This is a genomic window from Mucilaginibacter sp. MD40 (genome assembly GCF_002288635.1).
Lineage (GTDB): Bacteria > Bacteroidota > Bacteroidia > Sphingobacteriales > Sphingobacteriaceae > Mucilaginibacter.
The window spans coordinates 835,675-851,299 of record NZ_NRSW01000001.1; the positions used below are offsets into that span (position 1 = coordinate 835,675).

Consider the following 15,625-nt stretch of genomic DNA (forward strand, 5'->3'; position numbering starts at 1 on the left):
AAAGAGAATAAACTAACCTAAAGCCCCGCTCTGTTTTTTTGAAAACGCGAAAGTAAAAGCTAATTATGTAGAAAAACTGAAATCGGACAACCATTCTATCAAAAAAATCAATTCATAATTTGTCTAATTATCAATACCTTATGCCAAAAACATATGCTTTGTTTTCCGGTATTTAAGCTATGTCATTGAAAAAAACGAGAACGGATAAGAGCGATGCTCAATATGTATTACAAAAGGTTCAACCGGCCTTATTGGGCCTTATGGATGGATCTGTATCAACCCTGGCCCCGCTATTTGCGGCGGCTGGTCTTACACACCAGGCGCATAAGGCTTTCTTTGTAGGCCTTGCCGCATCACTTGGTGCCGGCATCAGCATGGGCTTAGCCGAAGCTTTGTCTGACGATGGAAAAGTTACCGGGCGCGGAAGTCCCGTATCGAGGGGTATTATTACCGGAGTTGCCACCACTATTGGTGGCATGTTACACACCTTACCTTTTTTGATAAGCGACATCAGTTCTGCATTGCATTTGGCTTACGGGGTGGTAGCTATCGAATTAGTAGTAATTGCAATGATCCGGTATAAGTTTATGAAGTCGCCTTTGTGGTCAACCATTTTACAAGTTATAGTTGGTGGGGCTATTGTTTTCTTCTTAGGTGTATGGTTAGGCAAATTAGGTATTAGCGATTAGATTAAACTTTTAATTTGGTGGCTTCTAAACCATAACTTCGTCAACTGATAAGTCCTTCAACATCTTGCATTTTATGAAGCCGAAAAAAATCAGACCCGCTAAAAAAAGTAAGTTCCTGAAATTTTTATCGATTTTGGGTCCCGGCCTCACTACGGGAGCGGCAGACGATGACCCTTCTGGTATAGCAACCTATTCGCAAACGGGCGCCCAGTTTGGGTACGGCCAGTTATGGACAGCGCTCTACATGCTGCCATTTATGATCGCGGTACAAGAAGCCTGCGCCAGAATAGGCCTGGTAACCGGGAAAGGGATATGCGCCGTTGTAAAAACGCATTATAGTAAAAGCGTGTTATACACAGTTGTAGGGCTGGTGGTTATTGCTAATGTTATTAACATTGGTGCAGATATTGGCGCTATGGCTTCAGCCGCGCAACTCTTGATCCCCGCCCCGTTCCTTTTACTAACGTTGGTTTTTACAGTCACTATTCTCCTGCTGGAAATATTTACCAGTTACCGGGTATACTCTAAAATATTAAAATGGCTTGCCGTTACATTATTGGCCTATCCTATTACTCTGTTTATTGTTCACCAACCCTGGGCAACTATACTTAAAGCGAGTGTTATTCCGCATTTTGAATTTAGCTTTACCTTTCTGTTTATTATTACAGGTGTATTTGGCACTACCATTTCACCTTATATGTTTTTTTGGGAAGCCTCCCAGGAGGTAGAAGAACAACGCGAAGAAGGCCGGATTTTTCATGGCAAACCTCAGGTAAGCTGGATCCATATAAAAAAGATGCGGTTAGATAACGGGTTCGGGATGATTTTTTCTGAATTTGCCACCTGGAGCATTATTGTAGTGGCCGGCACTGTTTTGCACAACAGTGGTGTAAAAGATGTAAAAACCGCGGCCGACGCAGCTAAGGCCTTAGAGCCGCTGGTAAATAGCTTCCCCAATGCAGGTTTCCTTGCCAAGCTTATATTTTCTGTTGGTATTATTGGTTTAGGGCTTCTTGCAGTGCCTGTCCTGTCCGGCTCTGCGGCATACGCGGTTTGCGAAGCTTTTCAATGGAAATCGGGGCTCAATTTAAAGTTCAAACGCGCTCCTGCATTTTACACAGTAATTTGTGTAGCCACTATTGTCGGGCTGCTCATTAACTTTATTGGCATTGACCCTGTAAAGGCCTTGGTTTATGCCGCGGTGTTAAATGGGGTAGCTGCAGTTCCGCTGTTGTTTTTGATCGTCAGGATCGCTAACAACGAGAAAATTATGGGGCAGTATAAAAATGGTTTGCTGGCTAAATTGCTGCTCTGGATCACCTTTTTTGTAATGGGCGGTGCGGCACTCGCCATGTTTTACACTATTTTAAAATAGCGCTGTTTCATTAAGTTATAGATTGTCAAATCTCTTGCGTAAGGGAGAAAATGCAAGCAGGCACCTTTCTGTTAAAAGGTGCTTGCTCGCGTTTCGCATTATTCTGCCTTGTTTTTTAACATCATTAGTAACGAATATGCCCCTTTGGTTACAAATCTGTCGCCGTCTGTATGCGACACATCTATCCTGCTGTATCCGTTTGGTAACTGCTCGTTTTTCACCTCAACCATTTCATAAGTTTTATCGCCGGCAACTTTAAATACATACGTTTTGCCTTCAAAATCAACAACAGCTTCTGCCGGCAGCGTATTGGCAACGATGTTTTTTACCTCTACTTCAGCATTCATATAAGTACCGGGAACGAGGGTTTTATCATAAGTTTCAAAATGACAATGTACATCGGCCGCACGATCTGCGGACAGGTCATGACCTATAAGAAGAATTTTACAATCATATTTTTTACCTGGATTATTGTTGGTATAAGCCAACACCTGTTGCCCCAATTGTAACTTACTCAAGTCTTTTTCAAATACCTTTAAAGCCAGGTGTATATCCGTAGGATTAACCAGTTCAAACAGTACGTCCGTAGGCGACACATATTTACCGATGTTAATGTTAACCTTTGATACGAAACCATCAATTGGAGAATGAATGTTTACGCTCCTTTCGATATGCCCTTCATTGATCCGCCCCGGATCGATCCCCGCAAGGCGTAGCTTTTCTGCCAAAGTGGTTACCAATATACGGTCGGCACGATAATCGCTTTCGGCCTGTTGGGTCACCTTATCACTGGCTGCCTGGCTGGCATTAAGTTCTTTCTGGCGCTGGTAGTCTTTTGCTAAAACACTCATTTTGGCTTTAGCCGTAAGATAATCCTGCTGGAGTTGGATATATTGCTGATCTTCGATCACAGCGATTGTTTCACCTTTTTTGACGTGCATACCCGGCAGCAGGTTGGTAGATTTCAGGTATCCACCCAATGGCACACTCACAGAAACCATATTTTGTGGCGGAACATCTATCTTTCCGCTTAACTTAAGCGTTCCAGAGATCTCTCTTTGCACCATGTCGCCGGTTTCAATACCTGCATTGCGCAGTTGTGCTTCTGTTAGCTTAACCGTGTTTTGATTTACAGCACCGGATGGGGTCTTTTCATCCGCAGTCTGTTTTTTATCGCCGCAGGCACCTAGTAAAAAAACTGCAGCGATTATAAATATATTGGCTTTCATGTACTTTCAAATTAATTATTAGTGATGTAGTTTAGTTGTATGGTAGCCTCGTTCAATTTTTTGAGCGCATCAGCATACTCATTACGTATATTAATTGCCTGGGTAGTAACCTGTACCCATTCCAGATAGTTAATGGTACCTGCGGCTAGCTGTTTGTTAGCGGTACTACTTATAAGGTCAGCATTTTTTAGATACTTTGACTCAAATGCCGCTACGTTATCTAATGCCGCCTGGTAACGTTCACGCGCCACAGCAAATTCTGTTTTAAAACTTTGCATACCGGTTTGGTAAGTTTCTGCCGCAATTTGGCGGTTAATACGTGCGGCATTTATACGGCCACGCTGCCCGCCGGAAAACAAAGGTATTCCTACTCCCACTAAAACCGAGTTAAAACGATAAGCCCCATTATAAAAACGATCATCAGCACCAAGCCCCTTAATACTGCTATTGGCATAACCAATAGACAGATCAGGCAGCAACTTGCTTTTTTCCAGTTTCCATGACGCATTTGCTGTCTCCTGCTGCTGGGCAAGCATTTGCAGCGCAGGGTGACGGATAACGCCCAGGGTATCGGCATCGGTTATTACGGGTGCGGTTATTTTTAATGCGCTATCAGGGCCGAAGGCTGTTTCGGTATTAAGCAGTAACTGAAATTGTAATTGTAATACTATCCTGTCTTGCTTAAGCTGGTTCTGCTGCATCTCAAGCTGCGCCAGTAATGCTTCTGCACTACTTTTTTCCAACACATTAGTTTCGCCTTTACTCAGGCGTAACTGCGCACGGTTATAAAAAGCCCGGTATAAACTATCTGTATAATTTAACAAACGCTGCTTTTGATTAAGGAATAGGAGCGCTGTATAGACCTGCCCGACCTGTCTTTTTAATTCGGTTTCTTTTACAGCCGTGTTTAAAACAGCAGTTTTCCATTCCTGCTTAAGTAAATCCTTTTGCCTTGCGTATACGGTAGGGAAAGCGAAAGATTGATTAATGGAAAGACGCGTATCCGTGTAAGCGCTGTTGATCTGCCCAATATCTGCCGATACATTGGTTTGCGGCAAAGTAGCTCCGCTTTTGATCAACAATTGCTGATATTTTGCCTTTAACTGCTCATTTTTTATCTGGCGGTTGTTTTTGAGCGCCGTGTCTGTAGCTGCCTTTAAACTGATAGGTACCTGTGCTGAAGCATTATTACCAATGGCGGTAAACCCTACAATCAAAAAAAGTGCAATTGTTCCTGGCGCTTTAGCCTTGATACCTTTTTCAAAAATCACATATAACACAGGGAGCACAAACAGCGTCAAAAATGTAGCAATCAACAAGCCACCAATCACTACTGTAGCCAAAGGCCGCTGCACTTCGGCACCGGCGCCGTTACTTACGGCCATTGGTAAAAACCCGAGTGACGCCACAAACGCGGTCATCAACACCGGTCGTAGCCGTACTTTGGTTCCCATTAATACAACGCGTTTCAGGTCATTCATTCCCGATTTTCTGAGTTGATTAAACTCAGCAATTAGTACAATACCGTTAAGCACCGCCACACCAAATAAGGCAATAAACCCAACACCGGCACTGATACTAAACGGCATTCCGCGCAAAGCCAAAAATAAAATACCGCCAATAGCGGATAGCGGGATAGCCGAATAGATGAGCAAACCTTGCTTAACGGAGTTGAATGCAAAATATAACAACACAAAGATGAGCAGCAACGATACCGGCACAGCTATCATAAGCCGCTGCTTAGCCGCGTTAAGATTTTCAAATGCACCGCCATAGGTAACATAATAGCCTGTAGGAAGCTTCAATTCCCGGTCGGCCTTAGCCTTTAATTCTTGTACAATGCTTTCCACATCACGCCCCCGTACATTAAACCCTACTACAATACGCCTTTTAGCATCCTCACGCTGGATTTGGTTAGGCCCGTTCTGTATTGCCACGTTAGCCAGCTGATATAGCGGCACCTGTATACCGGCGGGGGTTGCAATCAGTAAATTTTGTATATCTCTCAGATCTTTCTTTTGTTCGCCGCTTACACGTACCACCACATCAAAGCGCTTCTCGCCCTCGTACAACATACCGGCCCTTTGCCCGGCCAGTGCTGTATTGATGGTTTTGTTTACCTCATCAATGTTTAACCCATATTGAGCAATGGCATTACGGTTATAATCTACCACAACCTGCGGTACACCGCCAACGGCTTCCACATAAAGGTTTTTAGCGCCATTTACCGTACTGATGATCTTGCCTAAGCGGTTAGCATAGTGGGCCAGTGTATCCATGTCCTCGCCAAATATTTTGCAAACCACATCCTGGCGTGCGCCGGTCATCAGCTCATTAAAGCGCATTTGTACAGGGAATTGAAACCCGGCTGTAATCCCCGGAATGGCTTCAAGCGCAGTCCCCATTTTTTGTGACAGCTCAGTAAACGTCTTGGCAGAGGTCCATTGTGCCTTTGGTTTCAAAATAACCATCATATCGCTGGCATCCATCGGCATAGGGTCTGTCGGTACTTCGCCGCTGCCTATCTTGGTCACTACTTTTTCCACTTCAGGAAATTTTACCTTTAGCAAATGCGCGGCTTTCTGTGTATTGGCTATCGTAGTATTAAGGTTGCTACCGGTTAGCACCCGGGTATCTACAGCAAAATCTCCTTCCTCAAGTGCCGGAATAAACTCACCGCCCAAGGTAGTTAGCACCATCACGGCAGCAATAAACAGCCCGGCTACCACCATTACTACTGTTTTAGGAAACCCCAATACTTTTTGCAACGCATGCTGGTAAGCATGTTCTATTTTAGCCATCACACGGTCAGATAAGTTGGGAGCGTGTTTGATTTTCTTACTTAAAAAAACGGCGCTCATCATGGGTATGTAGGTTAGCGATAGTAAAAAAGCCCCGAGTAAGGCAAAGGCAACCGTTTGGGCCATGGGTTTGAACATTTTACCTTCGATACCCTGTAAAGTGAAAATGGGCAGATAAACCACCAGAATAATGATCTGCCCAAAAACCGCGCTGTTCATCATTTTCCCGGCCGATTCTTTTACCTCCGCATCCATTTGCGACTGCTCCAACTTATTGATGGTTGCAAAATGCTTGCTATGGCTAAGTTTATGCATAACTGCCTCTACAATGATGACTGCACCATCTACTATCAGCCCGAAATCAAGGGCCCCAAGGCTCATGAGGTTACCACTTACGCCAAACAGGTTCATCATAATAACAGCAAACAGCATTGCCAGCGGGATAACGGATGCGACTAACAGACCTGCGCGCAGGTTACCCAAAAAGATCACCAGTACAAAGATGACTATCAGGGCGCCTTCCATCAGGTTATGCTCTACGGTGCCAATGGCGTTGTTCACCATTTTTGTCCGGTCCAGAAAAGGCTCGATCATTATACCTTCCGGCAACGTCTTTTGTATCAACGCAACCCTGTCTTTTACATTTTTAATTACTTCGCTGCTGTTAGCGCCTTTTAGCATCATTACTATAGCGCCGGCAACTTCGCCCTGGTCATTATAGCACATAGCTCCATAGCGGGTGGCATATCCAGTGCGCACTTCGGCAACATCGCGAATAAATAATGGCTGCCCGCCGGTAATCGGTTTGATGATGGTATTACTGATGTCATCGACAGACTTGAATAGTCCTTGTGTGCGTATATACAGTACAGTTGGCCCCTTTTCAATGTAAGCCCCGCCTGTGTTATTGTTGTTACGCTCTACAGCGTTAAATACATCGCTGATAGTAAGACCGTGCGATTGCAGGATACCCGGATTTACTTCAACACTGTATTGTTTAAGTTTACCGCCAAAACTGCTTACTTCGGCTACGCCCTTTACCCCAAGCAATTGCCGTCGTACAATCCAGTCCTGAATTGTGCGCAGCTGCATAGCGTTGTATTTATTTTCATAGCCAGGTTTAGGCCTCACTACATATTGGTAGATCTCGCCCAGCCCAGTACTTACAGGGCCAAGTTCCGGGATGCCTACCCCTTGCGGGATATCTGCCTGCACTTTTTGGAGGCGTTCGGCAACCTGCTGCCGGGCCCAATAAATATCCGTGCCATCGTCAAATACAATAGTAACCAGCGACAGGCCGAAGCGCGAAAAACTCCGGATCTCTTTCATGCCGGGGATGTTGGTATTGGCTTGTTCTATGGGATAGGTAACCAGGCGCTCAATGTCGGTAGCGCCGAATGATGGCGCAAGCGTAATTACCTGTACCTGGTTATTGGTAATATCAGGCACGGCATCAATAGGTAAACGGTTGAGTTGGAAAATGCCGAACCCGATAAGTGCTATGAGAAAAAGCCCCACAATGAGCTTATTCCTCACAGAAAATTCAATAATTCTGTTAAGCATAATAAAATTTTAAAAAAATGAGAGAAACCGCCTATGAAATCCACAGACATTAGGAGCAAGACAAATGTCTTGTTCAATCAAAAATTAACAGATTAGCTTAACAAAATTTGGGAGGTTGCCAAACACCGGAATGGTAGCCGCTGTCGAAAAAACAGACATTGTAAATATTATTTACTTCGGTTCGAATCTCAAGGGGCTTAATCACCTTTGTAAATAATACAGGCAGTAAAAATATAGTAGGTTGCCCGGACTGACATTTATCAGCTGTTTTAAATGGAAGCTTCATATCCTCTTCATAGTCGCGGTCTTTGGGGCTGCCATGCATATAATGCAAATCCAGAAATGCAAAAAAAGATAGATGCGTGTTTTGCCGCTGGTGTTCGGCAAAATGAGTAAAAACATAGGGAATCCTCAACAACTGATGAGCCTCAGTTGAAGAAAATATAAATATCGTGAGGAACAATATGGCTATGTACCTTTTCAATATTGCAAAGTTAACAAATCTCTTAATTTGAAAAAGCCAAACATCATCGCTTCATTGTAAATATGTCTCTCCAAAGTTCAAGCTAAGTAAATAACTTAACCAGTTGAAAAAGCGAAACAGCTGTCACTACTGTTAAAACCATATACCGGAAAATTATTTCAGATGCATACTTTAAAATAACTTTCCCCAGATAACTTCCCACAATACTAATGGCGATCAAAAAAGGAATCAATACCAAATATTTACGATCAAAATAACCATTACTGACGTAAATTACCGCCCTACTGGTGTCAACGCCGAGATCGATAAATGCCGAGGTAGCTATGAATACTACTTTGGGCAATTGAAATGCTGCCAAAGTAATACCCCTTACCGCACCACCGGTTCCTGCTACGCCGGCCAAAAACCCAGAGGCTGCCCCTCCGACAAATAAATTTCCATTTGATTGTTGTATAGTGCGGTTGAAATTGAGCATCAAATAAATAGATAAACCAATCAGACCTATACTCATGATGGCTTCCAGCGGCTTTGCGGGTAGATAAGTGGTTAGCCATGCCCCTAATAATACAAATGCTATCGCCGGTAAACCCAATCTCCATGCTATAGTCTTGTTGATCCCCTGCCTAAAGAGGTAGATCTTGGCTAAATTGCTGAATACATGAAATACAGCTGTAATGCCCAAAACTGATTTAAAATCGAAGAAGAGGGAGGCCACGGGCACAAACAAAATGGAAGAACCAAAACCAGAAACTGTCCCGATGATCTCTGACAATAGCGCAAGAGCAACAAATGAGTAATAGTTATCCATATCACTCAAAATTACAAATAGTTAAGCTTGAATTGGCATCATTTTCCTGCACCCAAACAGTGCGGATCATAAATATAAACGGTTCGGATATCCTCTGATATAGCCTCCGACTAAAGTTGTTTTTAAACAAAAAAACTTGTGAGTCGCTGGATGGATTATAAATGCTGAAGTGTTTTGCGATTTTTGAGCATAAAAAAAGCGCTTAGAAGTTTAATCTAAGCGCTTTTGAGGGTTTAGCACCCTTTTGCGGAATGGACGGGACTGTCCAACCGTATGAAGTAGTCTCATTTAGAGATATATAAAGTTATATTTGATCAAGGTTACCCGATTTGGCACCCGAGATAGAAACTTCTATTAAATGGTCTTAGAAAGAACGTTTTGTTTATTCAAATCTACGAAATCGCTTTAAGAAAAACAAAGTCGATGACTTATTGTATGTTATGGAGATGTTGACCNAGCTAGTGTCACAGTTGTTGCAAAAGTATGCCTGGCCGTGTGGGTGGTCAATTCCTTTTTAATGCCACAGATATCAGCTATTTCTTTTAAATAAGCGTTGTATTTCTGGTTGCTGTTAATGGGGAGCAGCACATTGTGCTTAATACAATAGGGATCATTTTCGTATTTGGCGATTATTTCCTTAGCTATCGGCAATAATGGTACGTTCTCACTACAGATTGTGGTTGTTACCTTATCTCTGTTTTTAACTACCCAATCATCACCATCAAAATATGTAATTATATTGTCCCTAGTCAATAGGCTCGCATCTTTATAAGCGAAACCAGTAAAACACATAAATAAGTATGCATTTTTTACATTCTCCAGCCGTTCCACGGGCATTTTCTTGTGAAAAAGGATTAAAATTTCACTATCGTTAAGAATATCCTTTTCTGGCTCAATGTAGGCGCACTGATATGTTTTTAGTGGATTATTTGCTACCCAACCACTATCCACTGCTTTAGTTACAACCCCTCTGATTGTTTTAAGATATTTATTAGCCGTATTGCTTTTAATATTTTGCTCCAGCATAAGATAATCCACAAATTCTTCGGCAAATGATGGGGTCAGCTTATTAAGTGGAAGATCATCTTGTTCATAAGCATACTTAACGTAGGTAAAAGCTTTATCCCTTGTTGTATTCCATTTGGTAAGAGTACTGGGTGCACGAAGCTTTTTCTCTACTTTTACTTTAATCTTCGCAACTGCTAAATCAATTACTTCAATCAGACCTTTACATCTTTCCTTTTCGGAAGCCGTCCCTTTGTAAGCATCTTTTATCATTTGGGCCGAGACGAAGGCGTTGGTCAGTTTTAGGGCATCATAGTGCCGCCGTATGGCGATCTTAGCAGTGTCAATTGCATTGTTTATCAACCGTGCTTCCTGGGAATTTCCTTCAACACGCCCTCCGGCTTGATTCCACATCTTTTCAGTTACCTTTTGCCCCAATGAAATTTCACGGCGCTGGCCTTCGATTGTCAGACGAATAATGATTGGTGCTTTTCCGTCTTTGGTCATTTTTGGTTTTTCGAGCAGCACCAGTAAAGAAAGCTCTTCATTTACTTTCATAATACATTTGTTTAAGTGAACGATTAAATTTTTCGTTCAGTCCAAAACCCTTACTGGAAGCATCTTTCAACTTCAAGGGTACCCAAATGTGAGAAAAAAAACAGGGCACCCGAATAGGCACCCAATTAGTAAACGATGATCAATTAAACTAAACTAAAGATTTTTCGAAAATCCGCTGAAGCCAGCGTATTAAACGAAAAAAGCCTCACTAAGTGAGGCTCTTCGCGGACCGGACGGGTCTCTTAGCGGAATGGACGGGACTCGAACCCGCGACCCCATGCGTGACAGGCATGTATTCTAACCAGCTGAACTACCACTCCGTTTGGGACTGCAAATATACGCTTCGTTTTTTATTTCACAATTTTTTTTCAAAAATATCATTTTATCCTTTTTTCGGCTTTGTGGCCGTCAAAAACACAGTTTTTAAAAAATTAACTTAAATTCGTTTCCCGATACCCAATTATTAACCACGTCATCGCACATCTAATTTTATACCCATGCTGCTTTTAGGCATCGATATTGGTACGTCTTCTGTAAAGGTTAGCATTATTGATGCTCATAACCAAAGCGTTATCGCCTCTGCCCAATATCCCGATATCGAAGCGCCAATCATTGCGCTACAATCCGGCTGGGCCGAACAATCGCCTGATGACTGGTGGCTGCAAACACAGCAGGCACTTGCCCGCTGCCATAAAACCGGCAAATACAATCCAAAAGATATTGCCGCTATTGGTATAGCTTACCAGATGCACGGATTGGTTTTAGTGGATAAAAACCGAAACTTACTCCGCAACAGCATTATCTGGTGCGATAGTCGCGCGGTAGCCTTGGGCGACAGTGCATTTGAAACTATTGGCAAAGAGCAATGCCTAACGCATATGCTTAATTCGCCGGGTAACTTTACCGCCGCCAAGCTGGCCTGGGTAAAACAAAACGAGCCTGATATTTATGATAGGATAGACAAAGTGATGCTTCCGGGCGATTACATTGCGCTTAAGCTTACCGGAGAGGTTACTACATCGCCATCGGCTTTGTCTGAAGGTATCTTCTACGATTTTAAGGAGAATGATATCTCAAGCGATGTGCTAAACCATTTTGGGTTTGAAAAAAAGTTTTTCCCAGAGATAAAACCCGTATTTGCAGATCATGGTCGAGTATCAAAACAAGCCGCAGATCTGCTGGGTATAACCCCAGGTATACCGGTTGCCTACAAAGCGGGCGACCAGCCCAACAACGCCTTATCGTTAAATGTGCTTAACCCGGGCGAGGTGGCGGCCAACGCAGGTACCTCCGGCGTTATTTATGGCGTTAGCGACCAATTAAAGGCCGATAAACAATCGAGGGTAAACACCTTTGCGCATGTCAATCATCAAGACGATGAAAAGCGTTTGGGCGTACTACTTTGTATTAATGGCACCGGAAGCTTTTACCGCTGGATAAAGAATATGTTTGGCCAGTCGCTCTCCTACCAGCAGATGAATGCCGCAGCTGCAAAAAGCCCTGTAGGAAGTAATGGTTTGCTTATGCTTCCGTTTGGCAACGGTGCCGAGCGCATGCTAAACAACAAACAGATAGGTGCGCATATCCAGCATATAGATCTTAACCTTCATACGCCTGCAGATATCTTGCGAGCGGCACAGGAAGGTATAGCCTGTGCATTTAGGTATGGTTTTGATATTATGCGTGAAACAGGGATGAACCCAACTGTGATACGTGCAGGTAAAGCCAATATGTTTTTGAGCGATATTTTCACACAATCGTTTGTTGATGCTACGGGCGTACCAGTTGAGCTTTATGAAAATGACGGCAGCCTGGGAGCCGCCTTAGGTGCAGGTATCGGTGCGGGCATATTCGCCAGCCCTAAAGAAGCTTTCGGCGCTCAAAAGAAGCTTGCTACGATAGAACCACAAAATACACAAGGCATGGAGAAAGTTTACCAACATTGGAAAAGCCAGCTCAAAACCCATTTAGATAAAATTTAACATTTAATAACCACAAACATCGATATGAAAGTAGTAACAGGTAATAAAGAATATTTTAAAGGCATCAGCCAGGTCAAATACGAAGGTGTTGAAAGCCATAACCCACTGGCATTCCGGTGGTATGATGAGAACCGGATAATCGCCGGCAAAACCATGAAAGAGCATTTGCGTTTTGCCTGTGCTTACTGGCATTCGTTCTGTGGCAACGGTGCCGATCCGTTTGGCGCACCTACGCATCAGTTTCCGTGGGATGTAAACAGCGATGCGGTTGCTCGGGCAAAGGACAAGATGGATGCCGCCTTTGAGTTCATCACCAAAATGAACCTGCCTTACTACTGTTTCCATGATGTGGATGTGGTTGATTTTACAAACGATGTAAACGAGAACGAGCGTCGCCTACAGGTAATGGTTGAATACGCTAAGCAAAAACAAGCCGAAAGCGGTGTAAAGCTGCTTTGGGGCACATCAAACCTGTTTAGCAACAGCAGGTATATGAATGGCGCGGCTACCAACCCCGATTTTCATGTGCTTGCGCATGCAGGCGCACAGGTTAAGGCAGCTATTGATGCAACCATAGCCCTTGGAGGCGAAAATTACGTTTTCTGGGGAGGCCGTGAAGGTTATATGTCGCTGCTGAATACCGATATGGGCCGCGAGCAGGACCATCTTGCCCGTTTTCTGTATACGGCTAAAGATTATGCACGTAAACAAGGCTTTAAAGGTACCTTCTTTATCGAGCCTAAACCTTGCGAACCAACCAAACATCAGTATGATTACGATGCGGCAACCGTGTTGAGCTTTCTGCGCAAATACGACTTGCTGAATGACTTTAAATTGAACCTTGAAGTTAACCACGCAACCCTTGCCGGCCACACCTTTCAGCACGAGTTGCAGGTGGCTGCTGATGCCGGTTTATTAGGCTCGATTGATGCCAACCGTGGCGATATGCAAAATGGCTGGGATACAGACCAGTTCCCTAATGACATTACTGAGGTTACAGAGTACATGCTTATCATTCTGCAAGCAGGTGGTTTTGCAGGTGGCGGTATTAACTTTGATGCTAAGATCCGTCGCAATTCTACTGATCCAGCAGACCTGTTCTATGCTCACATTGGTGGTATGGACACCTTCGCGCGCGCTTTGGTAACGGCCGATAACATTTTGCAGAATTCAGATTATAAAAAGATCCGCCAGGAAAGGTATGCTTCTTTTGACAGCGGTAAAGGTAAAGATTTTGAAGCCGGAAACCTGTCATTAGAAGACCTGCGCCAGTTTGCCATAGATAACGGCGAGCCTGCGGTAACAAGCGGCAAACAGGAGTATTTAGAAAACCTGATAAACCGTTACATTTAATAAACCAGTAAAACCAAAATTATAGATGAAGACCTTATCAAACGGCGACTACATTGTATTCCTAATATACTTTGTGGTGGTAGCCGCTTACGGCTATTGGATATACATGCGCAAGCACAATGCCGATGCCACTTCCAAAGATTACTTTTTAGCCGAGGGATCGCTTACCTGGTGGGCTATCGGCGCATCGCTTATCGCATCCAACATCTCGGCAGAGCAGTTCATAGGCACCAGTGGTTCGGCTTTTAAAATGGGGCTTGCCATATCTACCTACGAGTGGATGGCAGCGGCCACGCTTATTGTGGTAGCCATATTTTTCATACCGATATATCTGCGCAATAAGATATTTACCATGCCGCAGTTTCTGCATCAGCGTTACAATGGCACCGTGGCTATGGTGATGGCTATATTCTGGTTGCTGTTGTACATTGTGGTAAACCTTATGTCTATCCTTTACCTTGGGGCATTGGCTATCAGTGGGATATCCGGCATAAATATCATCTGGTGCATCATTGCTTTAGCCGTATTCGCGGTTATCATTACCCTTGGTGGTATGAAGGTGATAGGTTATACAGATGTGATACAGGTATTTGTATTGATACTTGGCGGATTGGTTGCTACTTATCTTGCGCTTAACCTTATCAGCGAAAAATCGGGCACCACCGGTATGTGGAACGGTCTCAACATCATGCGCGCGGAGGCCAGCGATCACTTCCACATGATATTTGATAAGAGTAACCCCAACTACATGGATATGCCTGGCTTATCCGTTTTAATAGGTGGTATGATCATCGTTAACCTTAACTATTGGGGCTGTAACCAGTACATTACGCAAAGGGCTTTGGGCGCCAATCTAAAAACAGCAAGGGGAGGTATCCTGTTCGCGGCCTTTCTGAAATTACTGATGCCGATCATTGTAGTGCTGCCGGGTATTGCAGTTTACCTGCTTTATCAAAAAGGCATGTTCCACCAGGAGATGCTAAGTTCATCAGGCGTTAATGACCCTAATAAGGCTTACCCATCGCTATTAAACCTGCTACCTACCGGTTTAAAGGGATTATCGTTTGCGGCGCTTACAGCAGCCATTGTGGCCTCGTTAGCGGGCAAGGCAAATAGTATTGCTACCATATTTACACTGGACATTTACAAGAAAGCTATTAATCCTGCTGCTAATGACAGGCAGTTGGTTAACCTTGGTAAAATATCTGTTGCAGTAGCTATGGGTTTAGGTGTTGTGATGTCGTTACTCATAGGCGAACAGTTAATGGGCGAGGGTAAACAAGGCTTCCAGTACATCCAGGAATACACAGGCTTTGTATCGCCGGGCATATTTGCTATGTTCATTTTGGGTTTCTTTTGGAAAAAGGCCACCTCAAACGCGGCGTTATTCGCTACCATAGGCGGTTTTATCTTTTCGTGCATTTTCAAATTCCTGCCTCAGATAGCCGATCTTTCATTCCTGGCGCCATTTGGCTTTTCTAAAGACAATGGCAAAGGCGTTTACGAGATCCCCTTTATCGATAGGATGGGCTTCGTGTTTATCCTTTGCGTAATGGGTATGTACATTATATCCAAAATAGACCAGGCAAAAGGTGTTAAAACCAACGGCCTGGAGGTTGATGCCTCAATGTTTAAAACCTCACGTGCGTTTACAGCCGGTGCCGTTATTGTGGGCGGTATTATTGTAGCGCTGTATTCCTTCTTCTGGTAGTTTCACTCTTTATAAAAGCCAAAAGGCGGCCTAAATTAATTAGGCCGCCTTTTTTATTCATCTTATC

Annotated in this window: 9 protein-coding genes, 1 tRNA gene and 1 pseudogene; 5 read left to right on the top strand and 6 right to left on the bottom strand. The window is 43.7% G+C overall.

Annotated elements, in window-relative coordinates; all coding sequences use genetic code 11:
- Positions 1 to 179: 179 nt before the first annotated feature.
- A complete protein-coding gene (locus CKK33_RS03765) occupies positions 180 to 689 on the top strand; it encodes a VIT1/CCC1 transporter family protein (RefSeq protein ID WP_095702825.1) in 510 nt (169 codons plus the stop codon).
- Positions 690 to 762: 73 nt separating this feature from the next.
- Entirely contained in the window at positions 763 to 2,064 is a 1,302-nt protein-coding gene (locus CKK33_RS03770) for an NRAMP family divalent metal transporter (RefSeq protein WP_095702826.1), read from the top strand.
- 98 nt (positions 2,065 to 2,162) lie between these two features.
- Here the strand turns inward: CKK33_RS03770 and CKK33_RS03775 are convergent, their stop codons facing one another.
- The 6 genes and pseudogenes from CKK33_RS03775 to CKK33_RS03800 form a co-directional block, all read right to left on the bottom strand.
- Positions 2,163 to 3,293, bottom strand: coding sequence for an efflux RND transporter periplasmic adaptor subunit (locus CKK33_RS03775; protein ID WP_095702827.1), 1,131 nt, complete (start codon positions 3,291 to 3,293; stop codon positions 2,163 to 2,165).
- A gap of 11 nt (positions 3,294 to 3,304) precedes the next feature.
- Complete coding sequence (locus CKK33_RS03780) at positions 3,305 to 7,657, bottom strand: CusA/CzcA family heavy metal efflux RND transporter (protein ID WP_095702828.1); 4,353 nt, start codon at positions 7,655 to 7,657, stop codon at positions 3,305 to 3,307.
- Positions 7,658 to 7,754: 97 nt separating this feature from the next.
- Positions 7,755 to 8,141: a hypothetical protein gene (locus CKK33_RS19385; protein WP_143822894.1), complete on the bottom strand. Its 387-nt coding sequence runs from the start codon at positions 8,139 to 8,141 to the stop codon at positions 7,755 to 7,757.
- A gap of 82 nt (positions 8,142 to 8,223) precedes the next feature.
- On the bottom strand, positions 8,224 to 8,949 hold the full coding sequence (locus CKK33_RS03790) for a sulfite exporter TauE/SafE family protein (protein ID WP_095702830.1): 726 nt from the start codon (positions 8,947 to 8,949) through the stop codon (positions 8,224 to 8,226).
- A 456-nt stretch (positions 8,950 to 9,405) separates the two neighbouring features.
- Positions 9,406 to 10,512 (bottom strand): annotated as a pseudogene (locus CKK33_RS19875) (site-specific integrase); the annotation flags it as partial.
- Positions 10,513 to 10,758: 246 nt separating this feature from the next.
- Positions 10,759 to 10,832, bottom strand: a tRNA-Asp gene (locus CKK33_RS03800).
- Between the two features lie 177 nt (positions 10,833 to 11,009).
- On the opposite strand from CKK33_RS03800, the gene CKK33_RS03805 reads away from it, so the two are divergent.
- Genes CKK33_RS03805 through CKK33_RS03815 form a run of 3 tightly spaced genes read left to right on the top strand, consistent with a single transcriptional unit; the run spans position 11,010 to position 15,558 of the window.
- Positions 11,010 to 12,494 carry a xylulokinase gene (locus tag CKK33_RS03805; protein WP_095702832.1) on the top strand — a complete coding sequence of 495 codons (1,485 nt, stop codon included), beginning with the start codon at positions 11,010 to 11,012 and terminating at the stop codon, positions 12,492 to 12,494.
- 24 nt (positions 12,495 to 12,518) lie between these two features.
- Positions 12,519 to 13,847, top strand: coding sequence for a xylose isomerase (xylA, locus tag CKK33_RS03810; protein ID WP_095702833.1), 1,329 nt, complete (start codon positions 12,519 to 12,521; stop codon positions 13,845 to 13,847).
- 25 nt (positions 13,848 to 13,872) lie between these two features.
- Entirely contained in the window at positions 13,873 to 15,558 is a 1,686-nt protein-coding gene (locus tag CKK33_RS03815; RefSeq protein ID WP_095702834.1) for a sodium/solute symporter, read from the top strand.
- Positions 15,559 to 15,625: the final 67 nt, after the last annotated feature.

Excerpts from the sequence above, each read along its gene's own strand:
- CKK33_RS03765 (WP_095702825.1), top strand. The coding sequence starts at position 180 with ATGTCATTGAAAAAAACGAGAACGGATAAGAGCGATGCTCAATATGTA.
- CKK33_RS03770 (WP_095702826.1), top strand. The coding sequence starts at position 763 with ATGAAGCCGAAAAAAATCAGACCCGCTAAAAAAAGTAAGTTCCTGAAA.
- CKK33_RS03775 (WP_095702827.1), bottom strand. The coding sequence starts at position 3,293 with ATGAAAGCCAATATATTTATAATCGCTGCAGTTTTTTTACTAGGTGCC.
- CKK33_RS03780 (WP_095702828.1), bottom strand. The coding sequence starts at position 7,657 with ATGCTTAACAGAATTATTGAATTTTCTGTGAGGAATAAGCTCATTGTG.
- CKK33_RS03790 (WP_095702830.1), bottom strand. The coding sequence starts at position 8,949 with ATGGATAACTATTACTCATTTGTTGCTCTTGCGCTATTGTCAGAGATC.
- CKK33_RS03805 (WP_095702832.1), top strand. The coding sequence starts at position 11,010 with ATGCTGCTTTTAGGCATCGATATTGGTACGTCTTCTGTAAAGGTTAGC.
- xylA (WP_095702833.1), top strand. The coding sequence starts at position 12,519 with ATGAAAGTAGTAACAGGTAATAAAGAATATTTTAAAGGCATCAGCCAG.
- CKK33_RS03815 (WP_095702834.1), top strand. The coding sequence starts at position 13,873 with ATGAAGACCTTATCAAACGGCGACTACATTGTATTCCTAATATACTTT.